The 24,051-nt window shown below is 54.7% G+C and carries 29 protein-coding genes; 6 read left to right on the forward strand and 23 right to left on the reverse strand.

The window, feature by feature from the left end:
- The first annotated feature begins 286 nt into the window (after positions 1-286).
- The 4 genes from C484_RS22985 (at position 287) to C484_RS10410 (ending at position 3,458) form a co-directional block, all read left to right on the forward strand.
- A complete protein-coding gene (locus C484_RS22985; protein ID WP_152422696.1) occupies positions 287-550 on the forward strand; it encodes a transcriptional regulator in 264 nt (87 codons plus the stop codon).
- Positions 551-1,209: 659 nt separating this feature from the next.
- Positions 1,210-2,544, forward strand: a complete 1,335-nt coding sequence (locus C484_RS10400; protein WP_006825903.1) for a Cdc6/Cdc18 family protein — start codon at positions 1,210-1,212, stop codon at positions 2,542-2,544.
- A gap of 269 nt (positions 2,545-2,813) precedes the next feature.
- Positions 2,814-3,062, forward strand: a complete 249-nt coding sequence (locus C484_RS10405; RefSeq protein ID WP_006825904.1) for an antitoxin VapB family protein — start codon at positions 2,814-2,816, stop codon at positions 3,060-3,062.
- 3 nt (positions 3,063-3,065) lie between these two features.
- On the forward strand, positions 3,066-3,458 hold the full coding sequence (locus tag C484_RS10410; RefSeq protein ID WP_006825905.1) for a PIN domain-containing protein: 393 nt from the start codon (positions 3,066-3,068) through the stop codon (positions 3,456-3,458).
- Between the two features lie 343 nt (positions 3,459-3,801).
- On the opposite strand, the gene C484_RS22305 is transcribed toward C484_RS10410, so the two are convergent.
- From C484_RS22305 to C484_RS10425, 4 genes are all read right to left on the reverse strand, one after another.
- Complete coding sequence (locus tag C484_RS22305) at positions 3,802-4,848, reverse strand: RNA-binding domain-containing protein (RefSeq protein ID WP_083867328.1); 1,047 nt, start codon at positions 4,846-4,848, stop codon at positions 3,802-3,804.
- 187 nt (positions 4,849-5,035) lie between these two features.
- On the reverse strand, positions 5,036-6,250 hold the full coding sequence (locus C484_RS10415; RefSeq protein WP_049912763.1) for a cytochrome P450: 1,215 nt from the start codon (positions 6,248-6,250) through the stop codon (positions 5,036-5,038).
- Between the two features lie 165 nt (positions 6,251-6,415).
- Complete coding sequence (locus tag C484_RS10420) at positions 6,416-7,240, reverse strand: IS5/IS1182 family transposase (RefSeq protein WP_006825907.1); 825 nt, start codon at positions 7,238-7,240, stop codon at positions 6,416-6,418.
- Positions 7,241-7,587: 347 nt separating this feature from the next.
- Entirely contained in the window at positions 7,588-8,826 is a 1,239-nt protein-coding gene (locus C484_RS10425; protein WP_006825908.1) for a tyrosine-type recombinase/integrase, read from the reverse strand.
- A gap of 591 nt (positions 8,827-9,417) precedes the next feature.
- Here C484_RS10425 and C484_RS10430 point away from each other — a divergent pair.
- A complete protein-coding gene (locus C484_RS10430; RefSeq protein ID WP_006825909.1) occupies positions 9,418-10,242 on the forward strand; it encodes a ParA family protein in 825 nt (274 codons plus the stop codon).
- Positions 10,235-10,606 (forward strand): hypothetical protein, encoded by a 372-nt coding sequence (locus C484_RS10435; RefSeq protein ID WP_006825910.1) that lies wholly within the window; start codon positions 10,235-10,237, stop codon positions 10,604-10,606. The genes C484_RS10430 and C484_RS10435 overlap by 8 nt, the downstream gene beginning before the upstream one ends.
- Positions 10,607-10,940: 334 nt before the next feature.
- Here the strand turns inward: C484_RS10435 and C484_RS10440 are convergent, their stop codons facing one another.
- The 19 genes from C484_RS10440 to C484_RS10510 all read right to left on the reverse strand — a co-directional run bounded on the left by C484_RS10440 (position 10,941) and on the right by C484_RS10510 (position 23,966).
- Positions 10,941-11,498, reverse strand: coding sequence for a PH domain-containing protein (locus C484_RS10440; RefSeq protein WP_049915301.1), 558 nt, complete (start codon positions 11,496-11,498; stop codon positions 10,941-10,943).
- A 528-nt stretch (positions 11,499-12,026) separates the two neighbouring features.
- On the reverse strand, positions 12,027-13,016 hold the full coding sequence (locus tag C484_RS10445) for an ImmA/IrrE family metallo-endopeptidase (protein ID WP_006825912.1): 990 nt from the start codon (positions 13,014-13,016) through the stop codon (positions 12,027-12,029).
- Between the two features lie 107 nt (positions 13,017-13,123).
- Entirely contained in the window at positions 13,124-14,221 is a 1,098-nt protein-coding gene (locus C484_RS10450; protein WP_006825913.1) for a DUF6610 family protein, read from the reverse strand.
- Between the two features lie 167 nt (positions 14,222-14,388).
- The gene (locus C484_RS10455) at positions 14,389-14,739 is read right to left on the reverse strand and encodes a hypothetical protein (RefSeq protein ID WP_006825914.1); all 351 of its coding nucleotides are present in this window, start codon (positions 14,737-14,739) and stop codon (positions 14,389-14,391) included.
- Positions 14,739-14,966, reverse strand: coding sequence for a hypothetical protein (locus C484_RS10460; protein WP_006825915.1), 228 nt, complete (start codon positions 14,964-14,966; stop codon positions 14,739-14,741). The genes C484_RS10455 and C484_RS10460 overlap by 1 nt, the downstream gene beginning before the upstream one ends.
- A gap of 380 nt (positions 14,967-15,346) precedes the next feature.
- Entirely contained in the window at positions 15,347-15,670 is a 324-nt protein-coding gene (locus C484_RS10465; RefSeq protein WP_006825916.1) for a hypothetical protein, read from the reverse strand.
- Between the two features lie 77 nt (positions 15,671-15,747).
- Positions 15,748-15,957, reverse strand: a complete 210-nt coding sequence (locus tag C484_RS10470; RefSeq protein WP_006825917.1) for a hypothetical protein — start codon at positions 15,955-15,957, stop codon at positions 15,748-15,750.
- 115 nt (positions 15,958-16,072) lie between these two features.
- Complete coding sequence (locus C484_RS10475; RefSeq protein ID WP_006825918.1) at positions 16,073-16,432, reverse strand: hypothetical protein; 360 nt, start codon at positions 16,430-16,432, stop codon at positions 16,073-16,075.
- A 108-nt stretch (positions 16,433-16,540) separates the two neighbouring features.
- Positions 16,541-17,569: a hypothetical protein gene (locus C484_RS10480; protein WP_006825919.1), complete on the reverse strand. Its 1,029-nt coding sequence runs from the start codon at positions 17,567-17,569 to the stop codon at positions 16,541-16,543.
- Positions 17,570-17,823: 254 nt separating this feature from the next.
- Positions 17,824-18,291: a zinc finger domain-containing protein gene (locus C484_RS25160; RefSeq protein ID WP_449289171.1), complete on the reverse strand. Its 468-nt coding sequence runs from the start codon at positions 18,289-18,291 to the stop codon at positions 17,824-17,826.
- Positions 18,292-18,354: 63 nt separating this feature from the next.
- The gene (locus C484_RS10485) at positions 18,355-20,076 is read right to left on the reverse strand and encodes a DNA cytosine methyltransferase (RefSeq protein WP_006825920.1); all 1,722 of its coding nucleotides are present in this window, start codon (positions 20,074-20,076) and stop codon (positions 18,355-18,357) included.
- Between the two features lie 210 nt (positions 20,077-20,286).
- The gene (locus C484_RS10490) at positions 20,287-20,664 is read right to left on the reverse strand and encodes a hypothetical protein (RefSeq protein ID WP_006825921.1); all 378 of its coding nucleotides are present in this window, start codon (positions 20,662-20,664) and stop codon (positions 20,287-20,289) included.
- Positions 20,661-20,816 carry a hypothetical protein gene (locus C484_RS23640; protein WP_006825922.1) on the reverse strand — a complete coding sequence of 52 codons (156 nt, stop codon included), beginning with the start codon at positions 20,814-20,816 and terminating at the stop codon, positions 20,661-20,663. The genes C484_RS10490 and C484_RS23640 overlap by 4 nt, the downstream gene beginning before the upstream one ends.
- A 126-nt stretch (positions 20,817-20,942) precedes the next feature.
- On the reverse strand, positions 20,943-21,197 hold the full coding sequence (locus C484_RS10495; RefSeq protein WP_006825923.1) for a HalOD1 output domain-containing protein: 255 nt from the start codon (positions 21,195-21,197) through the stop codon (positions 20,943-20,945).
- Positions 21,187-21,348, reverse strand: a complete 162-nt coding sequence (locus tag C484_RS25165) for a DUF7563 family protein (protein ID WP_449289172.1) — start codon at positions 21,346-21,348, stop codon at positions 21,187-21,189. Before C484_RS25165 ends, C484_RS10495 begins: the two co-directional genes overlap by 11 nt.
- 2 nt (positions 21,349-21,350) lie before the next feature.
- Complete coding sequence (locus C484_RS23645; RefSeq protein WP_006825924.1) at positions 21,351-21,527, reverse strand: hypothetical protein; 177 nt, start codon at positions 21,525-21,527, stop codon at positions 21,351-21,353.
- The gene (locus C484_RS10500; RefSeq protein WP_006825925.1) at positions 21,524-21,847 is read right to left on the reverse strand and encodes a hypothetical protein; all 324 of its coding nucleotides are present in this window, start codon (positions 21,845-21,847) and stop codon (positions 21,524-21,526) included. The genes C484_RS23645 and C484_RS10500 overlap by 4 nt, the downstream gene beginning before the upstream one ends.
- A 1,315-nt stretch (positions 21,848-23,162) precedes the next feature.
- Positions 23,163-23,663: a hypothetical protein gene (locus C484_RS10505; protein WP_006825926.1), complete on the reverse strand. Its 501-nt coding sequence runs from the start codon at positions 23,661-23,663 to the stop codon at positions 23,163-23,165.
- Positions 23,664-23,966 carry a hypothetical protein gene (locus C484_RS10510; protein ID WP_006825927.1) on the reverse strand — a complete coding sequence of 101 codons (303 nt, stop codon included), beginning with the start codon at positions 23,964-23,966 and terminating at the stop codon, positions 23,664-23,666.
- Positions 23,967-24,051: the final 85 nt, after the last annotated feature.

Below are 24,051 nucleotides of genomic sequence, written 5' to 3' on the forward strand. Positions count from 1 at the left end.
CTTATTAATCCCTTCGGTAAATTCCGACGCTCTCTGCGGATTATCTGACGCTCGTCAGACGATTGATCTCGTTGTAGTCGCGTCGACCGATACATTGTTGAGGGGAGTATCATTGGCCGTTTTCTTGTGGGTAAATAGCCTGTTAGTGGCTACCCTCTTAACCTTTATGCGGTAATTCCCGATCTCAGCCACGCCATATCGCGTACATTTTTAACAGACCAGACAGTTAAACCGTCAGCGCATGAATGCCAGCAGTGTGTTTAGTCGAGTTTCTTGGCTTCGGCCGGTGGATGTTGCAATCTTGGAGGTGGTTGGACCTCCTCTGGGGCTAGAGCTGAATCGCGGTGCAATCGCCAGGAATATTGACTATTCCCCAGATTATGTTGGCAGACGAACAGATTTGCTTGTATCCTGCGGATTATTGCACATTGACGAGAATGGTGGTCCATATTACTCAATCACTGACACAGGGGAGAAAGTATTGAACCGTGATATTTCAGCAGACGATCTCGAAGCGCTGGGGCCTGACCGTGAATCTGATGTCGGCTAGGNCTGACACAGGGGAGAAAGTATTGAACCGTGATATTTCAGCAGACGATCTCGAAGCGCTGGGGCCTGACCGTGAATCTGATGTCGGCTAGGTCGATTTGTTATGTATAGTTAGTGTTCTACTTTTCTACCACGTGTAGTAAATGAACGGCAATCCTCGTCACTCCGTCTTGAACCATCGCACACTCCACTCCTCTTAGTTACTCACCCACACCATCTTCGAAATGAAATTGGCTAGAAGAAGTCTAGATAGACAACCCTCACACACCATCTTCGAAATGAAATTGGAAATGGAAACTGATATTTTGGCGTATTAGGGCGACTAAAGTGCCGAGAACAAGTAATTGATGAATGACAGTCAAAAATCACTTCGATAACGGTGTTCGGTGGAGCGGTTCACTCTCTATAGCTACCCCTAGTAGTAGATTTCATTTCGAATAAGGGGTGGGGGTCAAACTGGACTGTGACTCGTAGAGGGATCGCATCATTTCGATAAAGCTGCCTTCATTTCGAAAACGGCGGTGAGATTATTGAGTGTCCCCATTCGGAGTTCATTTCGATATTGGTCCCTTCATATCGACTCTCCCCCATTCATTCCGACAGACCCCCGTTCATATCGACAAAGGTTATTAGGAATTAGTCCGCAAAGGATCAATAACCATGAAAAACGACTCTGAATCAACCCATGCCGGAAACGCGGGGTCGTCTGAGTCAGGATCATCAGTTGTAGACAGTATACTCGACGGAGAACAAAGGACGGTTTTCAAAAACAAGGATCTTGTCGACCCGAACACGATTGTTGACCAAGACCGGATTTATGGTCGGGATGAACAGCTAGCCGCAGAAGCCCGTGCGTTTCGAGATACGCTAGAAGGGGAACGGCCACCCGATTTGTTGCTCTATGGTCCGAGTGGTACTGGAAAGACACTGACTGTGAAAGCAGTCGCAAACAAGGTCAAAAAACGGGCAGAACAGAAGGGCATTGCTTTCGACTTTGTGGCGGTGAACTTCAAGACGATGGAGTCACACACCCTTGACCGCGCAGTCTGGAAACTAGGCTATCAGACCGCGAAAAAGGCGGGGATCGTGTGGGATATCCCACGTAAAGGTGTGTCGACAGACGCGAAGTACGTCCGTCTCTATGAGATTGTTGACCAGCATTTCGAATCTCTCGTTTTTATTCTTGATGAGATTGATGCCCTCACTGGCCACAAGAACGAAGATGAACCGGCGTATTCCCGGTTACTGTACAGTCTTAGCCGAGTTATGGCTGAACAGCACGTTGACACGCTCATTTCGACAGTAGTCGTTACGAACTATCCCAAGTTTCGAGAGAACCTCGACAGTCGAACCGACAGCTCGTACAACCCGAACGGTATCCACTTCTCGGATTATGATGCGAATGAGCTGATTGAGATCCTTGACCGTCGACGTGACGCTTTCAAAGAAGACGCACTTGAAGACGGTGTCGTCAAACTCGTAGCCGCCTATGGTGCTCAAAATGAGGGCGATGCTCGACGTGCCATTGACTTGCTCCGAGACGCTGGAGAGATCGCAAATAAGAACGGCGATTCCAAAGTGAAGGAAGAACACGTTCAATCGGCCAACGATTCGGTAGTCAAAAATCGAGTCCTAGAGATTGTGGGCGGGATGTCACTTCAGAAGAAGCTTTCCCTCTACGCAGCTGCGATGGTTGCCAATGTGAATGACGGAACTGCACCGAGTCCCGTCGTCTATCAGGCTTACAAAACCATCTGCAATATGTCTAACCGGGAAATATACACGCAGGAAACCGTCAATAGTCACATCAACAAGGCAGGGACATACGGCGTCCTCGAGAGCGAGCGGACGAGTAGTGGATACAAGTCCGGTGTCCACTTGCTTTTCAAATTCAACGAGCCTGTAGATGCTGTCCTTGAGAACTTAGAGGAAGACAGCACATTCGATGATATCGATGCAGAGAAGATTCACTCGATAGCTGCCAAGCTTTTGTAGTCAGCATTTGCCGATTGCTATTGTTAGCTCTCTCCATCCACTGGTTCGTCTTTGATGAGTAGACAGACTATCTAAGCAGAAATCAGATAAGTGGATTTGCCATGAATGTCTGTTACTAGATTTTAGATCACCGCTATAGATTTCGAGCCTAGTTGTGCATAAGCAATCTACCTGCCTGACTTCAGGTGAATGAACTGAATGTGAATCTCTTCGATTTCAGATTTCCTACCAAAAGGTAAAGGAACGTCAACGCCTAACGTCAACGTAGAATGGGCGCTGCTGACGACCAAATCCGCGTGAGCGAAACCGTGAAGCGTGAGATCGAACGGCGGAAGCGTGAGGGCGAAAGTTACAACGATGTCCTCAAGCGGGTGTTCGGAACCGACCGTGACCGATCACGTGACCTTCTTGCTGGGGCGGGCTTCTGGTCATCCGCGAAGGCTGATCAGGTACGTGAAACCCGGCAGAAGTACAAAGAGAAGTCGAAAGAGCGGATGGAGCAGCGGGGCGGGCGCTGACGGATGAAGGTTCTGGACGCGACGTTTCTGGTTGACTATCTCGAGGACGTTGATGTCGCGACGGCGTATCTCGAGGAGCACTCGACCGAGCGATTCGTCATTCCGGCGCCGGCGTTCGCGGAGGTCCTCGTTGGTGAGGGAAACGGCCCGGACAAGAGTGACATTGCGGGCGCGTGCGAAGCTCTGTCTTGGGCTGAAGTGTACCCCGTTGACCAGCGGACGGCTGTCACCGCGGGAGAGATCGCTGACGAGGTCGGCACACAGGGACCGTACCTAACCGGGATGGACGGCGCGATCGCAGCTGTCGGCCGTGAACTCGACGCACCGGTGGTCTCCGCTGATCGGGATCTCACGCACCCGGAGACGCAGAAGGTTGTTGATGTTGAGGAATACTGAAGCCCTGCCAGCTGTCGCCCGGGTTGGAGGGGAGGACATCACTCACAAATTGACATCAGATGGTATTTCCTTCGACTTCTTGATGGTGTCTCGAAGCATCATCTCCAGAAGTACCTCGACTTTCTGGCACTAAAGCTTAACCCACCTGATAACTGGTTCGAAAAGCTCCTCTATTACAATATGCCAGGATGAGAGTCCCAGAAAATCCTCCCTCCTTCCGTTCTCGGAAAGTCGATCTTCAGGTTTCCCAAGAGTGTCGTATGGATCACCAAACTCTCCAAAGGCGTGCCACACTTCTTGTAATAGATCTTTAATGATCTCTGAGTAAGGCGTATCGTATGATTCAACCGTTGCTGACGGGAGGGNCTCCAAAGGCGTGCCACACTTCTTGTAATAGATCTTTAATGATCTCTGAGTAAGGCGTATCGTATGATTCAACCGTTGCTGACGGGAGGGTGGCAACGTCCCTGTCGAGTCGATCTGTTTGATTCCTTCTCCCCTTCGCTAGTACGTAACCCTTTGACTCAATAAAGGTCATATACAGGAACATTGGCGTCTGAACCTTTCTATCTGCGAGGAATCCCAAATAGTCCGGAATTCGATCCCGCAATATTTCGTATAACGTTAAAAACCCAACTCTATCTTCCTCTACCCGCTCATTTCGGAGGTGAAACGAATGGACTGCTTCTATACGACCATCCCTGTATAATTGAGTGTATTCAGACCAGAGATCCTCGTCATCACGCTGAAAATCCTTTGAATTCACTATCCCATCAACATTCCTTCTTGCACGGCCATAATGACTTCCTGAGCCATTTCTGTGAAACAGTGGCAACCCCCTCATCTCGTTTTCACCGGGTGAAATATCCCCCTCTGGTTGTAACCCGAACGCTGTCGCCGGGATCACGTGTAGAATGATCGATGGACCTGTCTCATATGGTGCAGGGGTGTTCCCAGCGCGAATTTTAGCGATCCGGTCGGCGAGAAATGATTCGATCTCTTCTGTTAGTCGATACTGCTCAATAAGTTGCTCCCGAAGCTGCTCAACATCATATGAGTATGTCCCAGCGGAATTACGGCCGTAAAATGGCTTTCCTGAGCTATTAGTAGCTCTGTGTGGGGAAATCATGCTTTGTTGGATCCGTACTATTGCCACGAATCCATCCCCACCTTGGTTCGGGTTCGGTATCGTATGTATCTCGTGACTCGAGAGTTGTGGCTGCGTTCCCGTTCGAATTATATCCTCTAATTTGAGCTTGTACTCATCCCGGCTATAGTCTGTAATCCAGTTTAACGAAGGCCCAAGGTGATCTACATCGTCTGGGTCAGGAATGCCGATTAGAAGATCTCCACCACTTGTGTTCGCAAAGGACGTCACCTCTTTCACCAGGTTCTTTTTATGCCCGTTTCTTCTGCTCTATTGAAAACGACACACGGCGTCGGGATTGTCCGGTTCTGGTATCGTCAGTTTCGTGAGATCGTTCTCGTGTTCGTGCTCAATAACATCAAGAAACGTACTAAGACGCTATGATCGTACTCCCGCATCGAATTTTCAATAGAGCAGTAAGTTAGATTTCTCACGTACTGAACTGTACTGGCAGCTCTTGGACTCCATAGAGGAACGAGCTCCCGACAGGTTGGAGTTCCGTTTCGGAGACTTGCATCGTCTCGAAGCGGTCAAACAGCGTCGAGAGAGCGGTCCTCGCTTCGAGACGTGCCAAGTGTGCTCCGAGACAGAAGTGGATGCCACTGCCGAAGGCGAGATGCTGATTCGGCGATCTGTCCGGAACGAACGTGTCAGGATCATCGAACTGGTCGCCATCATGGTTTGCTGAGCCGTTCCACGCGACGACTCTATCACCAGCTTTGACATCATGATCGCCGAGTTGTGTGTCGGTTGCTGCTATGCGTGAGACCGCCTGAATCGGCGATTGATACCGTAGCACTTCTTCGATGGCGAGTTCGAGCGAAGCGGCGTCACGAACTGATTCGATCCCATCGGGGAGCGTTGCGAAACACCGAACCGCATTCGTGATCAGATTCGTAGTCGTGATATTCCCGGCGATCAACAACAATGCGAGAAAACCGAGCGTTTCACCCTCTGAGAGGGTGGCACCCTCGACTTCAGCGTGAATGACTTTACTGATGAGGTCATCGCGTGGGTCTTCCTGACGCTGTTCGATCAGGTCCGTGAAGTACGTCGCCATCTCGGCTTGGGCCTGTAGCTGTTCTTCCCTGACGGTTTCTGCGCTCACCGTGGCTGCTCCGGGACCTTCGACGATGGTATCGGACCATTGCTTGAACTGCTCGCGGTCGTCCGCTGGCACGCCGATGAGTTCGGCGATCACGGTGACTGGCAGCGGCGTGGCGAGGTCCGCGATGATATCCATTTCACCGTCATCGACGACGGCATCGATGTACTCGTTGGTGATGTCCTGGATGTGCGGGGCGAGATGTTTCACCGCACCGGGCTTGAACGGGTCGTCGACGACTTTTCGGAGCTCGTCGTGGCGTGGTGGGTCGGTATTGAGCATGGTTTCGAGAGCCATGCCCCCGGTTTCATTCTCGCCCTGTGCTGTCAGCGGTCGTTCCGAGGAAAATTCCTCCGCGTTCTGGAGAACGGCTTGAACGTCGTCGTAGCGAAACACGTCCCAACACTCGCGGTCCTCGTCGTAGCGAATCGGTGATTCCTCGCGCATCTCTCGATACCACGGGAACGGATCGAGTTGTGCTTCCCGCGTCGAGAGTGCGTCTGGCTGAGCCACGGGTCCCGTTTGTCCTGAGGTTGCCATACGCCATGTACAGAGGACATTTCTATAATGGTTTTCATAACTGAAGGATTTCTGTCATTCCAGGGCATCCCGATGATCAGATAGTATTAGGACAATTTGTCTTGTTAAAATAGATAATAGCACGACAATGAGCTGCTCTATTGCAAATTCGGTGCGGGAGTACGATCATAGCGTCTCGGCGAGTTTCTTGATGTTGTTGAGCGCGAACACGAGAACGATCTCACGGAACTGACGGTACCAGAACCGCGAACGCAGGGCGGAGTCTTGCGTTCGCTTGACCGTCGAATAGGATGTCTCCGACATCCAGCGCTGGGTGTAGCCCTTCGTTCGGATGAGAGCGTTATTCGCAGTAGCCATCGGTCTCGATCCTTGGTGATGAACGAGGTACTCAACGTCCAGTGCAGCGATTTCGTATTCGGTGTGCCAGTCCTGAAACCCATTGTCAGCAGCTACTGACCGCAGGTCGTCCGCGTTCCGGCGGACGACCCGCGGGCCAGCCTTCGTGTCGTGTTCGCGCTCGATACAGCAATGGATGTCCAGTACCGCAAGCGACTCTGTATCGGTCAGCGTCGTCGCTTTGATCGTCTTGACGGTGCGGCCGCTCCGTTGGAGATAGTACTGCGAGGCTTGCTTGCGTTCGAAGAACGTGCTGTCCAACGCAACGTGTCCAGACTGCGGGTGTTGCTGCGCTGAGATGCGCAGCAACGCCCGCCAGACGTACATCGCGTACCGATCAAGGGAGTGGTAGAATGTGGTAGGATCAGGGAGCGCATCAGGATGAAGGCCGAGCCGGTCACATATCTCCGGCATGAGGCTCAACCGATCGACGAGTTCGGCATAGCTGTAGCCCTCTTCCTTGCGAATACAGTGTGCGACGATGTGAGCCTCGCGGGCAAGCCCGCCCGAGTCGGGCTTGCCCGCTCGCTTCCCCAACGCTTGTTTGGCTACACGCAGTGCAGTCTCAACGAGGTCGAGAAGCGCGACTCCCATAATCGATTTCTCGACCTCGTTTCCTCAAACGCATTACGGAGCAATCCCGTCGCCGTCGTCCATTTTCAATAGAGCAGTTTCTTCCCGGATCGAGCATATACTTGAACTCAAGTTCTGTTCGTTCTGGTACACCAATCTCAATTAGTCGTTCTAAATCCTCAACGGAGATGTCTTCTAAGTCTGATGAGAGCACTGTGACTACTGTGAAATTTTTGCACTTAATGATTGTCAATTCATAGTGTAAGTGATCTATCGACCTATTCGTCGACGCATTTGCACTACATTTGACCCAGAGACTGTCTACCGCAGGATTTCAGTGGATTACTGAAGCATTTCCCACCCCTAGCCTATTGCTCCACTTCGAACGCGTCTGCCAGCCGTTTGCGCATAAACTCGCGCCGGTACTTCCGGCGTTCGGCTTCTGAGAGATAGTTCTTCAGTACGACAGATGGATCGGAACTGCCCTGCTCGGCGGCGATCACGTCGAGATTGTCGAGTAGGTCGTTCACCGCCTTATTGTACGTCGTGTACCAAAACCGCCGTCCCATCTTCGAGGTCGGCGGGTCGCCGTAGACGCGGACGTTCGCACGATCGGCAATCTTTCGAAACCGCGCCTGGACAGTATCGCCCGTAATGTAGCCCGTTGAGGACCGTGCCGAGGGGAACAGATAGCCGGTCCACTCGGGGCCACGATCTTCGAGTGCGTCGATTCGTGCGGCGAGTTCGTCGACGCCGTAGATCAACGCGACCGTCCCCGGCCCGTTCTTTCGCTCGTCGCCGAACTCGATGTGTGGGTCGTTGCCAGACAACGACAGTTGGGAGACCTTCAAGGCCGCGACCTCGTTGCGTCGGAGGCCCCACGCACAGAGTCCGAGGACGATCAGTCGGTCAGTTACGTCCTCGGCAGCGGCGTACAACGCACCGACCTGCTCGCTCGTCAGCGTCGGGTTGTCGGGCTCGTCGGGTGCTTTATCCGCCCAGATTTCGGCGTGGTCGACGTTTTCGGCTGGATTGAACTTCGCCCCGTGGCGGTTCACGAGATGAGTGTAGAACTCCCGGACATCGCTTAGATACCGCAGCATTGACTGGTAGCTTTCGAGGTCGGCTTCAAGTTCATCGAGGACGCTTTCAACGCGCCGGAGTTCGTCGAACTGGCGTTGCTCGTCCATGACGCGGTCGACGATCGCGTCGGTCGCATGGACGGCGTCGTACAACCGGACGTAGGTCGCGAGTCGATACCGCTTTGAGTCCGCCGTTGTTTCCTTGCGCTTGCGCTCGACGCGCCGCAGGAACGCTTCAAGGGGGTCGATGGTGGTTTCGTCGTCGATACCCCAGTGGTAAGCGTCCTCGGAATCGGTGTCCACATAGCCGACAGTTTCGAGAAAGTCGGTCAGCGTCATATCGTGGTGTTCGCGCAGCGCGTATGCGATTCCTGAGTAGCCGGCGTCGGCGACCTCGCGGTAGGCCGGTCGGTTATCGAGGTCCAGACCGTTCCGTTGCAGGTTCGGTTCGACCTCGGTATTCCAGGTCTGTTGCAGCTCGGCGAGCGACATTCGGGACCAGTTGATCTGTTCGCCGCTGCTCATCTGCTCACCGGCCCGAGAAGGCCGTTTTCTCCGGGTTGGGTGCATTCTAAGACCACCATTTTCGTACGTTTTGCTACAATTGACAGTAGTATAATACTACTGGTTGCACAGGTGTCTCATCCAGACACACGACCCAAGCAACTATATTCACAAAAACATGCAGAACCGTGGTAAACCATATAGTGATATACAAAATAAACCATCTATCGCTAGATACGATTCTACCGAAAACGAACGTCAGATACCTTCACGGACGCCTATAGGAAATTAAGGCGGTCTGAACTTCTCACTCCGGTGCGTAGTTGTACGGCTCGATAAACTCGATTCACCAGAGGTCGGCTAGATGGATTTGTCATGCATAGCCGCCTGAGAAATTTAGATCATCTATTTATTTCAATATATTGTGTGTGTGGAAATAGGGACCTGACTTCAGATGAGTGGGTTGATGACTTCAGAAAATGGCCGGCGATAGCATATCCTATAGGAATAGCTACAGCCAGAACACTAGGGCAGACTATAGGCAATCCTGTATGTCTGACGTAAGTTTATGTCTATAGCGCTTCCTATAGGAAACACAATATGTCCAAACCAATGCGAGCCGCCGCCTTCCTCGACAAAGGTGGAGTGGGGAAGACGACGGCTACGGCACACTTTGGCGTCGCGCTTCATAATGATGGCTTCGATGTCCTCATGATTGATCTCGCCGGCAAACAGAACGACCTGGCGAAACACTTCGGTCTGCTTGACGAGATCGAAGCGAGCGAGCAGAAGCCGAATATCGCGCACGTATTCGATGACTCGTGGGACTACATCGTCGAGAACGTCCCGGACGTCGTCGATCAGCTCACGTTCGAGACCGACGAGGGCCCAGACCTGATCCCAGCGCACAAAGGTCTGGATCAAGTCGATGACGAGCTGGCGAGTCGGCCGGTCGAAGACCGGGACAAGATGTTCGACGACTTCCTGACTTCGCATGTCGAATCCCAGGAGTACGATGTCATTCTGATCGACCTGCCAGGACTGACGAACAACATCACGCTGAACGGTCTCCAAGCCGCCCGGAAGGTGATTGCTCCGGTAGAGTTGGGGGAGTTTGAAGAGCAGCAACTCAAGGCTCTTCACGAGGATCTCGAAGAGTTCAATGCCGCGCTCGACGAGACAATTGAGGTTTCCATGGTCATTCCGAATCGCGTGCAATCGAACACGAATCTCGGAAAGCAGCTCCTAGAAGAGCTTCGTGAAGACTATGCAGAGACAGTAGCCCCGGTACACATTCCGCAGTCGCAGGATATCAGAAACGCGCAGAAATCTGGAAAAACGACGTTCGCACTCGAAGAGCCGTCGAATACAGCCACGCGCGCACGTGAGGCGTATCAAGTGAACGCAAACGAACTGGTTGATCGAATCAATGAGTGACAGCGATATCTTCGATGAGAAGGGGAACCGTTTCGCCTCTGACGCCGATCGCGAAGAGTTCAAAGACGAACTTCGGGCTGAGCTCGAAGCGATCAAGGAGGGAGAGAAGCAGAAGACCATGTCCGTCTGGGATGGGGATATGGCTGCAGTAATCCGAGCCCTGGAGGACGGAGACGAGCTCACCGATCGCGGTGAAGAGGTCGGGAAGAAGTTGCAGAAAGCGCTCGGTCGCGACGAGAGTGTCGACAAACTAGATCGAAGCGAATTAATGCGGATGACGTTCCGACTGGGTCTGAAGAACGCGGCACCAAACGTCGTTGACGATCTCCTGGAAGTGAAGAAAGAGTCGGTTGAACAGCTATAGGATCTACTATAGAACTTTCTAAAGTATCTGTTATAGGATTAGTGCTCCACCGTCAGCAAAAGCGGGAAGGCACGGTAGGCTTGTCGGCACTGTTTCGAATCTCGTCTGTTGATCGGATTTCGTTGCGATCGCGAAATCGCCCGGGCTCTTAAGAAATAGTATATCCCATAGGAATAGCTACAGCCAGAAGATTAGAGATTCCTATAGAAACTCCTGTATGTATGACGTAAGTTTATGTCTATAGAATTTTCTATAGGAAACGCAATATGCCCAAATCGATGCGAGCCGCCGCGAACGCTATGTTCTCGGTCGAGAAGCGAAAACCAGAGAAGCGTTAAGTCGGTGGTGTGGTAGTATCGGGCCTGCTCTGTTCGCTGAGAAGTTGTGTCAGAGTTGACTTGATCTGCTCCGGGTCGGGAACATCTCGGAACGTGAGATCTTCGGTACTCGTCCCGGCGGTGTATATCCGGACGTCGCCGAACGAGAGCATCCGCTCGAGGATCGTTTGGTCAAAGGAGGTGTTCTGGACGCGATCGAGACGGATCTGGGTGACATCGCGGGATATGAGTCCATGTTTGACGTAGATCTCTTCATCGGTGATCACGTACAGCAGTCGTATCCACTCCAAATACGTCTTCCCGACGATCACCACACCGACCACAGCGAGGACGAGCGGAAGGAATCCAACCCACACCGGCAGTTCTTGACCGTCGAGTACTGACAGAAGCATCAGTGTGCCAACGATCCCGCCGAGTACGAACAGGAGGCCACCGACGATCGCGAACAGGATCGTGAATCGCGACGGTCGCCCGGACCACTGTACGTTTTCATCTTCCATCAGGTGGAGCCAGTCTGCGTTTTCGACGTTTTCTTGCGGCTGTATTAGTGACATTGAATCTCACGCTCTGTGGCTGTATATGGATCTGTCTGCCAGTCGAGGACGCCACGTCGGCGTGCCCAGTACTGTATTCGTTTTCGTGTTACCATGTGTGATTTCCCCTCTTCTGGGGTTCTTATCTAGACATACATATGTGTAATGCCGATTCCCTCATTCCCGAGTCGGTACTCACCGTTCGACCACTGGTTGCTACTTCCTCAAGTCTCTGCGTGGGGGGTTTCGACGTCTTGTCCGATCGCTTTCGCAGTCACATCGGCAATGCCGCACCGACGACACTCTCGCCAGTATCGATGTGTTGGCTCTTCAGTTGTCGTCTCCTTGGCTTGTTTCTCCGCCCCCTTGCTCTCGTCGCCGGGTGTGGGAAGGGCAACCCATTCGTGAGAATCTGCGGGACAGGCGGTTCGGATACACCGTTGTGCGGCCTCCCACGAATGCGGCGGATGGGGAATATTGCGTCCAGACAGCGTTTCTGGATCGACACTGGGTCTAGCACTCGACTGATCAGTCATTGTCTGGTACTGGTTATCCTTCATCCTGGTTGTTTCCCTTATCCGCGTTTGATTCCGCCTTCGGGAGACGCTCGAGTTCTCGTTCGAGCGTCTCGATTAGCTCTTGGGCCGTGTTGCTAATCCGGCCAAGCCGGTCAGTGATCGCCTCGGGATTGTCACCGTTCCACGCCGCAAGGTAGAACGCTGATCCACTCATATCCAGCTCGAAGTAGCGCCCCACGACGTACGCAACGGCTTCGGCTTCCAGCTCGCGTTTCGACCGCTCATCACGGTCCTCAATATCAAAGTGCAACAAGGCGTGGGCGAACTCGTGGATGAGTGTCCCAGCGAGATCCGCTTGGTTGTCTCGATCTTTCACTTCGACTCGCGGGCGCATAGTCATCGGACAGCGTTGTTTGCAGACTCCTTTCGCTTCCCCGTAGTTCCCCTCGTCGGCCGGCACAATCTGTGCGTCGACGTCCAACTGCTCTGCACTCTCGAGGAGGGCCGGCACCAGATTACTGGCATCACCATATGCTTCGGTTTCGAGATCAGGAAGCGGCTCTCCGTCGGTCTGCGAGACATCGAAGACAGCGGTGGGTTTGAACCCGACAAGCCCTTTCGACCACTCTTCGGGCTGCGTCTCGTCGTATTCACAATCACTATTTTCGTGGTACGACGGGGAGTTTCCGCATTCGGGGCACTGTTTCGTGATGATCGGTGCCCAGATCCAGATCGCGCTCTCGCCTTCCTGGACGTAGCGCTCGAACTCGTTTGCCCACGTGTTGTACCCTGCAACCCGGGTTGCGTGGGGACACTGCTGTTTGATCAGGAGCGTATTTCGGTACGAGTAGTCGTGGAAGTGGCTCTGTACGTCGAGCCAGGCTTTGAACTCCTCACTGGCCGCAGCGTCGTCGACGAGGTCGGTAAGGTCGTCAACCCACGTTTCGATCGTACTGTTCATCTCGTCGCTGCGCGTCTCGGTGTCGGTGAACGAAGCTGCTCGCTCTGTGGTCACTACCATTGGAATCACTTGTGTTGACGCTTTCGCCTGCTCGAAAGCGCCTCACCCCTCTCAGGGGCACAACAACACCACTCTCGTCGCACACCTGATTTCGAGTGAAAATCGGCTCACGGAGGGATGAAAACGCTCTGTTCATCGACGATCTCCTCGAGTCGATTCTGCGTCCGATGCTCGAAGTAACAGTCGTACGAGCAGTACCCGCAGATCTCGCCGATATCGTACTCGGCAACGAACGGGCCACGATCGGTTGTCCAGACATTCGCTCCACAGGCTGCACACGCCGCGCTCTGTAGGTCGCTCGGCGTTGGTCCCTCGTACTCGAGGGTGATGTTCTCGTCGTGGAGTCGTGTCTCCGGCCAAATTCCCTGGGTCTCCCAAAAGGCTTTGATCCGGCCCAGGCTGTGGCGCACTAACTTTCGGACGGTGACGTGATCAGCGTCACGTCCGCTGTCGTCCCAGCCGTCGGCTGACCAGAACTCGCCGAACTGGGCTCCGCGATGCAAGCCGTTCCAATCGAGCCCCACGATGTCTGCCGGTGGATCGCCGGAGAGTGTCGGCCGAGTGAGTGCCTCGATCGCGTTTACCTGCTTTCGCGGACTGCCACCGAGGATGTGGACCCGTCGGCCACGCCAGTCTGCCGGATCTGAAAACTCGTGTGCGAGTTGGTCGGAGTACCCACGCGGGTAGCCGAGCACGAGATCCTCCGGAATAGCGTCGATCGCCTCGCGGCACTTCGGCACGATCACGAGTTCGGACTCGGGATAGCTTGCCTGAAGGTCGCGTGCAGCACGAACGTACTCGTGTGCCTCATCCATGGAGTAAGCATCACCGAGGACGCCAACGCGAGGCTCGTACTCTCTGAAGCGCTCGAGATATCGCTCGAGGTCGGGATTGCGAAAGTCGTTGTCGAGCATCCCGACTGGCAACTCGAGCGTCTCGTACTGTGTATGCTGGTAGGAGCAATCCTCACGAAACCCGGTCACGTAACCGAGGGAGAGNAGCATCCCGACTGGCAACTCGAGCGTCTCGTACTGTGTATGCTGGTAGGAGCAATCCTCACGAAACCCGGTCACGTAACCGAGGGAGAGTGCATCGATCGCGAACGGGACTCGATGGAGAAAGGCGACGTAGTCAGCCTGGCGAGCGGCTCGAATCTCGGCGGCACTGTCGCTACTGGTCGCTATCGGGTGTGCTGAGTGTGACATGAAACGGAGTGCTGGAACCCACGTTGGGCGCTCTGTCTGTTACCCCACAAATCGGGAGAGACCGCGCGTTCGTGGGGTAACTACGACTTGAGTGATGATGCCTGAAACGCGAGTCTCCTCACTCCTCAGGGGAGGTGGAACAACAGAACCGCATACAAGGGGTCGGATCAGTGGGAGGCCCAGCCGAAGAAGAGCCAGACGTCGCCGTGCTTGCCTTTTAGCCCGTGCTGTTCGCGATACCGCTTGGCTCCCGTCGTCCCCGAACAGTTGATCGCTCCGGCGGGACCCCACTTACTTCGGATCCGCTCATCTCCGTCCTCGAGTAGCTGGTGTGCGTATCGACGTTTCTGCTTTCCGTGATGCTCTTGCTCGGGGATGACTTCGACCGAGGATTTCTCGGCGATCGTCCCCGTGTATCCGGCGTGGCCGTGCATATGCTTCGCGTCCGCAACGGCGTTTCTGAACGCCTTGTCGGCAGTCTTGCCGAACGCGAGCGTCTCGAAAGGAACAGCGCCCATCAGTTCTCGCCTCTGCTATCGCGGACCCGAGCGAGTGGGTCGCGATCGTCCCCCTCCGGCCCGGCAATGGCGATCGCTTCGCTGAGTTCCTCGTGGTCCACGTCCTCGGGCTTCGGGTTGCTCCTCCTGCTACGTAGGAACTCCTCGAGAGTCGGCTCTGGTGGGTGGATATCGGGCTCGGGGTGTCGCGGCTCTCCAGCGAGCCAGGCGGCGCGATCGGGGTTCATCAGTTCCCACCCCCATTTTCACGGACGGTCTTGGGGTGTTCGGTTCGCTGTGCGGTCTGTTCTTGCGCTTTGGATCGTCTCATTGTTTTTCCCTCACCCCTCCCGGGGACGAACAACACCACCGCGCGGTGCACGTGATTCTGGCGTCTCACGCGCTTGGAGGACGGAACAGGCACCGTTCGCACTCGAGAAACTGCTCTCCTCCATCATTGAATCGTCCAGTCAACACCGCTACCTCGCAGCGGGGACACGGATCACCGTGGGTGTAGCCGCCTTTGACTGGTGGATCGGGAGTCGCTGCGGCCAGTGCGCGTATGCGTGCTCTTGCGCTCGCCCGTGTGACTCTCCGTTCGTCAGTCTGAGGGACATCCTGGGAAGAATCAGTCACTGTTCTCACTGAGCGAGTCGAAGAGGAACTGGGCGCTGGCGTCCTCGCCTGTCAGCGTCAGCTGGTCGTCGGCCGTCTCCGCGAACAGCGATGTCTGGTCGGTATTGTCGCCCTCCGAGTATCGAACTTCGACGCGATCGTCGATGCCGAACTCGCTGGCCACGGGGCGATCGAGTTGTGTTTCGACCTCGCGATGGCTGACGTCAGCACCGAAATCCTCGAGAGAGGTCTCAACGCTTTCTTCGGTCGGTTCGAGTCCACCATCAGCGGTGAACGCGGTCTGCTGTTGGATCGTGATCTCGGGTCGATCTGTCATCTGTAAAACCCTCCACCCTTCTCGAGGGTGCAAACAACACTCTCAAATCTTCGCAGGCGTCGCAATCGGTGGACCAGTCACGACTCCTCGCGAAGTTCTTCAGCTCGCTGGGCTAGGAGTTTGAGGATCGGAAGGCGTTGTTGGTGCTGATTTTCATAGGCGACACACGCCTGGAGTGTCTCCATGTTGGTGATCGTCGCGATTCCCGCATCAATGAGCCGGGGATTCGATGAGTCGAGGCGCTGCTGGGGCGTCAGTGGCTCGTCAGTCTGGTCTGTATCTGCCATTGTGGACTCCTCTCACCCCTCGAGGAGAGAAACAACACCACCAACTGCTTACGTTGGTGTGGTATCAGTCGATCCAACGGTTGATTCTTTTCTGAAATTATTCAGACTCATGGAACTAACTATATCCGGGAGAGGTAGCCATTTGGATGATCTCGAACGTATATTTGGTTTGTGGCTTCCACTCTGGATTAATATACTTTGCAGCAGAACTGACCACGGGTTCATCGTGCTGCCGCATTTCCTGATATAGCTCTTCTTGTGAGAGGGGCTTGATGTATTCTGATATTTTCCCCCACCGATCACAGGCTGGGAACTCTCCAGGGCTCATTTCCTGAAACACCCCTTCTTCGACTAGGAGGGCCTCAAGACCGTGAATTACATTATCGGCAGGATGGTGAAGCCTGCTATCCTCGATATAGTGTGCGTCTAAGAGTTCTTGCGGATACTCTTCATCAGAGACATTCACGTCGTCCATGACTCGTATTGAGGACTCCGAAGTGTTAATTTCCTCGATAGGTGATCAACTTAACACAGAGACCAATACACATACCCGAGAGACGAGTTCAACAGGTTAATTTCCATATTAGTGGTGGTTCGTGTCCCCCTTCGGATTGTCAGGGTCCGGCCCGTGTCGGGGGGATTGACACCTGGTGCACTCCCAGATCGGTGAGTCGGGAATTTCTGGAACTGGCACTTCATCGAAGCCACCGAATGTGTGTCGTGTCGTCTCACTGCACGATCGGCACTCCAAATTCCGACGGGTTCGTCCCTCACGAGGGGTCTCGTCGGAGCGATCCGGTGGGGAGACATGTTCGAGGGCGATTGCGGGAACGATCCAGGTGCGTGTTGGCTCGTCCCGTCGTGGATATTCGTCAGTATCCCAGTTGGAACTAGTTCGCTTGAGCGTGCCACCGGCAATCAGCTGGCCGACCTCCTCGATGTCAGTGATCGGCTCTCCTTCAGCGTCGAACAGCACTGGATCGAGCGTCGGTCGGTTTTCTTCGGTGTTGTCAGTGCTGTCGCCACGGGCCACGGTGTAGTCGTGGCCGGCGTTCTGGCGGATGATATCGAGCTGGCGCTGTCCTTCAGTCGTCTCGACGGCAGCGGCACCAGGCAACTGGCCCCATTCACGAGTGAAGCGCGTCACGAGCTCGCCCTCGAGGTCAGCGATCACTTCGCACTCGTCGATACCATCGATAGAAGTGGTGAAGGGATCGCCCGTTACTCCTTTGAAGACGGCCTTGGCCTTGCTAATGGCGTTGTGCTCGGTTTTCGCGTCGATGAGGACATGAATCAGTCCAGTGAGCTTGCGCTCGGTGTCAGGCTCGACCGCTATATCACCGTAGTCGAGGCTGGTCGTGAGACAGAAGTCGCACTTTGTTCGATCGTGAGCGATCTCCGTGCCACACTCGCACTGGTTCTCAGCGGTGGAGCCGTTCTCGTAGGATGCTGATCCAGGAGCGTCTGGATACCCTACGTGACCGTTCTCGAGCGAGTCGTCGACGCGTTCGTAGCTGCCGTCGTCGACGGCTCTCGAGTCGGTCGCATCGGGGGCAATACTTCCTTCGTCTTTGGGAGCGAACTCCCAGCGGTCGTCATCGTTGTAGTTCATGGTATCTGGAAATCCTCGGTGTGTCGTCAATTTTCGCTCTTATCCCTATCCTCGTTAATCTCCGGGTAGTGGAGTGAAAGTGAAACGAGATCTTGTCAATGGATCAAAAGAGCTATCAATACGTGTTGTTTAATACACATTTGGGGAGAGGGGATCGGACCTGTCAGAGGCAGCTCACCCGCGCTTTCCGTACGTTTTACTTTTCTATCGTCGAGGCGATGAGTTGACTCTTCTCGAGAGACTCCACCTCTCGATCACTCATGATCACTGAATTCTGAGAATGTCTGTTGGGTGCTGTCTGCACTCGACTTTGCCGATGAGCGTCGCGACGGCATCGACGCTCCAACTGGGGGAAGACCCTCGGCACCGAGTGAGCAGGGAAGTGTTGGGAGCGCATCTGGATCAAGTAGCTCTTCACTATCCGTCTCCTCGATCGTCACCGCGTCAGGGTCGAACGGGACATCTGCAGGAACGGTCGATCCGGCACAGATCACGGCGTTGTCGGTCTTACACGGACACTTTGTGTAGCCAGTCTCATACGCGGCGTTGATCCGATCTACGTGCGACTGGCGGATGCGATGTCCACTCGGTCGCTTGCATTTCCGACCTGGCTTCGCTCCACACGACGAGCACTCGATCGCCAGAACCGGATGATACGGTTGAGAAACACCACAATCTTCGCACGTGACGGCTGCTGTCACGGAGTCAATGGTTGGTTCCATGGGTTTCAGTCCTCGAGACCACTGAACAACACACTGGCTGTGGTTTTAGGCGATTTACCCCCGTCAGGTGCCCCGCGGTTTCTCGAACTGGGAAACGGTTGGCTGGTTCGTCGGGAGCAGCAGGTGTTTCACGAGCGACTTTCCGAGGTTGACCGGGACAGCGTTCCCGATCTGTTTTGTGGTCTGGGTCTTGTTCCCGGCGAAGTCGTAGTCCTCCGGGAAGCCTTGAGCTGCGGCGAGCTCTCGCGGCTGGAGCATCCGGTAGCGGAGATCGAGTCCCCACGGATAGAAGTCTGGGATGCACAGCGCGTGCCGATCCTTGGTCGTCACTGTCGGGAGTGGTTCGTCGATGGACTGCACGTCAGAATTGCCGTAGTATTCGACCAAGAACGGGCGGGCGAGGNGATCCTTGGTCGTCACTGTCGGGAGTGGTTCGTCGATGGACTGCACGTCAGAATTGCCGTAGTATTCGACCAAGAACGGGCGGGCGAGGTACGGGTCGGAACCGGTCGCGGTGATCGTCGGGTATGGCTCCCCGATGTCGTGCGTTCGCGGCCGTTGTCCTTCGCGCTCTCCCTTGTACGGCACGAGAAATGGCCAGACGAGATGACCGTCGTGGTTCTGTGCCGTGACCGTGTGGAGTGGGCGCTCAGCGGGCTTGTAGGTGGGGTTGCTGTGAAGCCCTCGAAACGCGCCGTTGCGTGGGAGAACGAACGGGTCTGCGTGGATACAGTGGATCGCACCCCGTGTGGCTACTGTCGGGACGGGGCTCTCGGTTGCGTCTTTTGCCAGGGCGTTGGAGTGCTGGCCCATCACCATCGTCGTCGAGAACTCGGTCTTGTCGATATCAGGGCCAACTGCCGGCCCTTCAACGATGAACGGCTCGTCGCGTACCTCGACTGACTGCTCGAGATTGTCCACAGCGACCATGTCGTCTTGCATCGCCTCGAGGTCCTCGGGGTCGATATCGGCCACGGCATCGGCGTACGGTACCAGCCTGTCGTCACAATGTTGGCGGATGCCTTCGGCGATACGGCGCATCGTGTTGTTCGACAGGGGGCGTGATCGCGTCCAGATTGAGTCGCCGAGCTCGCTCCAGTCGATGATCTCAGCGGCGCTGCGCCATTCGTCAGTGGCTGGCTTTTCACCGTTCGGGCTGTGGGTCGGATCGGGAAATTCGGGACGGTAGTCCCGACGTGCCATAACGAAGAAGCGTCGGCGAGAGGTCGCGTCACCGTAATTCGCAGCGTTCAGTTTCGTATGCCGGACGCTGTAGCGGTCGGCTTCGAGCTGGCTCTTCCAGGCGTCAAACTTTGTTCCGTCTCGAGTTGGGCTCCCGTCCACAATTGGCCCCCACGATTCGAACTCGGGGACGTTCTCAAGGAGACCCGAGTCAGGCTGGAGTTTGCCGACCCAGTCGAGCACGTGCATCGGACTCGCACGCTGCTGTTCGGTCACTGGCTTGCCGCCTCGGGCCGCCGAGAAATGTGTACACTCAGGAGCCGCGATAAGGATGTCGACGGTTCCGGGGTCGACGACATCTGGTGGGTGGAGTTCTTCGATCTTTGCGTTGAGATGTGTCGCCCACGGATGGTTTCGCTTGTGGGTTTTGATGGCCTTCCCCCAGTGGTTGACCGCTACGAGTTCGACATCTCGGTTCAACTCCTCGCAAGCTTCTGCGAGGGCCGTTGAAAGGCCCCCACCACCGCAAAACAGGTCCACGGCACAAACGGTTTCGTTGGGAAGAGCGATGCTTGCTGTCGTCTCGTCTAGTCGATCTGCCATCTGTAAAACCCTCCNCCACCGGTCAGGAGCTCACTGACTGGTGGATGGTCGATGGCGTTCGGGATCGTCACACGAGCAGCCGATCGCTGCGATGTCACCACAATTCGGACACTCGTAGATCGGAATCCCATCCGAGCCGCGCTGGGGCAGCGGACCCTCTTTCAGTCCCTCATATCCACATTCGGCACAGTGGGAACCTACCATCTTTGGTCACTCTGATCCTACTCGGTGTCGAGTGCCCCAGACCTCCTTAGAGAGCACCTCGAGGATGGTGAGTGCGTCACGACGGATCGATGCATCGTCGGTCTCGTCGACGTAATCGCGGTGGAGATCGATCGACAGTCCTGGTGTATCATCGTAGCTACCGACAAAGCCACAGTGGCCTCTCGGAAGGCCGAGTGTCTTGACCTCTGGGTCGCTTCCGTTCCCGATACTCGCGGCGAGCTGGACAGTAATCGTCCCGTCAGCGTGGATACGCACGAGGACGTCGTCAGTAGTCATCCGAAGGTCGTTCATCACGAACTCGTGGAGGCGCTCTGCGGCGCGTACTTGCCGTCCTGACGTGTGTTCTGGACTGTCGATCGTCATGGTGGGGATCGACCCTCCTCGGCGTTGTTGTCTGCGCTGAGTCCGTCGTAGGGCAGTATCTGTTCCTCGCTGTCCCCGTCTCCGACGGGCGGCTGTTCAGAGAGGGGAACGTCTTCGTCGAACGTGTGTTCGTATACGTCTAGGAGTGGCATGATGATCAGTCTTGGAGAGCGCGTATTGCTTGTACACGCTCCCTCCGACCCTCTGTGGGGGTGAGCAACACCACAGAGAACCCAAGTGGTACAATCGCAACTCACTGTTGATCGTCCGTTCGCGTCTCAGGTGTCGCGAACGAGCAGCATCTTCTCGGTGAGTTTGACGTCATAATCACCGACTGAGAACGCGACCGACACCGATTCGCCGGTTGTGACGAGTCGATCGAGCGCCTCGGGGTCGATCGTGTCGGACAAGACGATCCCGTGGGTTGGTCCCAGCTCGGTTGACGGGCAGTTTTCGAGACTCGCGATTGCTTCGATAATTGCAATGCTCGGTGGCGTTTCCGACCACTCGTATTCAAGGTATTCAGTATTCATGATTTACCTCCGCTAGGCCAGCCCCTGCCCCTGAAAATCGCTTGCGCTGGGATCGGCAGTTCGGACAGGCGTGTAGAACGCCGCTGTTGTCCGCAAATACCCGCTTGTACTGTTCTGTGACGTGCGCGCCACAGTTCGAACACTCAGGCATCGTCAGGCCTCCACAACCGCATGTTCGTACATTGCACGCGTCGTCTCGAGTTCAGCGATTGCATCTGCGAGGGTCAACGGTTCGACCAGGTACTCCTCGAGCGTTCGCAGATCGGCCAGCACTGCTTCGAGTTCGGCCTGCACTCGTTCGTCAGACCAGTTGTCGGTGGACTCGTTCATCGCGACTCACGCTCCGGGCAGCCAGGCGCATGCGACAGGTTGTCCTGTCCACCGAGTTCGGTCAGCAGCTCACGTTTGCAGTACGTACAGCGGACGTATGTCTTCCCGCCCTGTTCTGGCGGTTCGACATGCCGCGTGTACGTCGATTTCTCGGACTCACTCTGAGTAGCCTCGGCGGCTACGGTCCCGCCATCGGGAATCATCCGCTCTGTACGAGCAGTCATCTCGGCTTCCGCACGCAGGTGCAGTTTTCGGCCCGTGTCGGTTTCGTAGTATTCGGATCGCTGTACCACTCGATCGATGGTTCTGAACTGGTTCATCGGTTCAAACCCTCCATCCCTCTCGAGGGTGGAACAACACCACGTGCGGTGCGTTCGTGCGGACGCTAATCGATACAGTCCTCTCCTTTGTGATGCGTGCGATGGAGAGAGTCCAAGAAGCCAAATTTCATGCCTCGCCTTCGCTCGGACCCACACGTGTAATTTGCTCCACCTTTCCGCGGGCGCCAGCCAGTACCAGTGAAATGTGCTCGAGCATCGCGTTGCTCCCCTATCTCTTGTTCCCATCCTGTTCCACGCGCAGAGCGCGCCTCCCAACCCCCACCAGGTTCCGGGCTTTCCTTTGGCCTTGTCCGTTCCTACGCGAGCTAAGCGTGCTACTCAAACTCGGAAAGGACGGCCTCCCAATGCTTGATCAACTGTCTTACGTACTCTTCCCGAGCTTATCACGTAATCGTTGCCATCGGCCGCGTCTTTTTACTATCTAAATAACAGAGGGATTAATCTGAACAGCGCCAGATAACTCGTTCTTTGTAAGTATTGACCATTTCTGATTCCAAAGTACGAATGCTATCGGCTTGCTCGATTCGCCAATGTTTGTTTTCGTTGTTTATATTCCAGAATAACCGGACATACGAATCACTGTCAATTGGAAAGTAAGCATTGAGTGTACCATAGTGAGCTGTGACGAAGGCAGCATCAAGAGGTTCTCCAATATTAGGTCGTCGCGTTGCTTGATGGAACTCGAGATCTGGAGCCGATAGAGAAGCATCCAGTTCAAGATTTGAGATCGGAATCGTCTCACGGGTCACGCCACGTTCGTCAGTATCGACATCAATTAGCAGATATTGGTGTCTATGACCGTTTTCACCGTCAGTCCGCCACTCAGTGCCAACATATTGGTACGTAGCGTCCTCCTCAGTGAGACGGTGCATTGAGTTGATAATCTCATCTCTGCCCTCGAAAACAAGATCTTCCCAAGCGTTCCGGTGAACAACTACGCGCGGTATTTCATGACGCCGACGTGGATCGTATGTGGTGTGTACCTCGGGATTGATACCAGCTAGCTCAGAATGAATCTGCACGCTGTGATCAGCATGACGGGNACGCCGACGTGGATCGTATGTGGTGTGTACCTCGGGATTGATACCAGCTAGCTCAGAATGAATCTGCACGCTGTGATCAGCATGACGGGTCAATGGCCACGGCGCTCGATAATATTCAATCTCCATGTTGTTCGGATATTAATTCATCAGTCTTAGTTATCCTGCTATGCAGTTCACTTGCCCGAGCGCACGCCCTCTAACCCCTTCTCGTTCTCTCACTCTACCATCGCTCATCGGAATAGGTCTGGCTGTTATTCCGAGAACCGAGCAAGGAACTGCGTCACGTACGAGTTGTTGCGCCAACTTCGCTCATCTACCATCTCTGAAAGCGCTGCTTGTGCGTCCTCTGCTGAAAGCACGCCCCGCAGAACGAGTGCTTCCATCATCTTTGGTGTTGTCAGAAGACGAGGGCTCGAAAGGAGTGCATGCACTGTCGAGAGTTCGCCGTACTCGTCACACAAGAATATCTCTGCGTTCGTCTCGTTCGCGAGCGCGATTGCCTCTGTTTCTCCCTCATCGAGTGGATACTCCGGCTGCTCGCTCGGCTGCTGGATATGATTTTCGTCCAGTTGATCAAGCACTCGTGTCGCCGCCTCTGCATGCGTATCCTCGTAGGAAGCAATCTCCTCAAGTTCTTCGACAACTTCTGGCGAAATTCGGACCTTGTACTCCGTAAATAGAAGCTCAATCGGGCTCTCGTCGCTCGCAATTGCTAGGCTGACGAGAGCCGAGGTATCTGGGACAACTACCATCTACAGATTTGCGACATCTTCTGCGAGTTCGTCGTCTTCGAGCTGACCTTTGAGAAGCCGAAGATTCTCGGCTTCTTTCGGTCCAAGAACTGCCTTCATCTCTTCATACTGAATCGTTCCATCGTAGTATGCGTTAGCGATATCCCGCTTTACATCGTCGCTCTCGGATGATTCGCGCAGATATGCACGAAGCGCTTCGATGATCACGTCCGTTCGGTCACGGTCTTCTGCCGTTGCCAAGATGTCCGCCTGTTCGATTAACTGCTCCGGTGCTCGAAACTGGACTCGTTTGCTCGAACTCATATATGTGTACATTCGTACACACGAACTTAGCTATTATGCTAGCTGAACTGCTATAGAGACAGACGAAATATAACCCACGATACGG

The sequence above is a fragment of the Natrialba taiwanensis DSM 12281 genome (assembly GCF_000337595.1).
GTDB classification, from domain to species: Archaea; Halobacteriota; Halobacteria; order Halobacteriales; family Natrialbaceae; genus Natrialba; species Natrialba taiwanensis.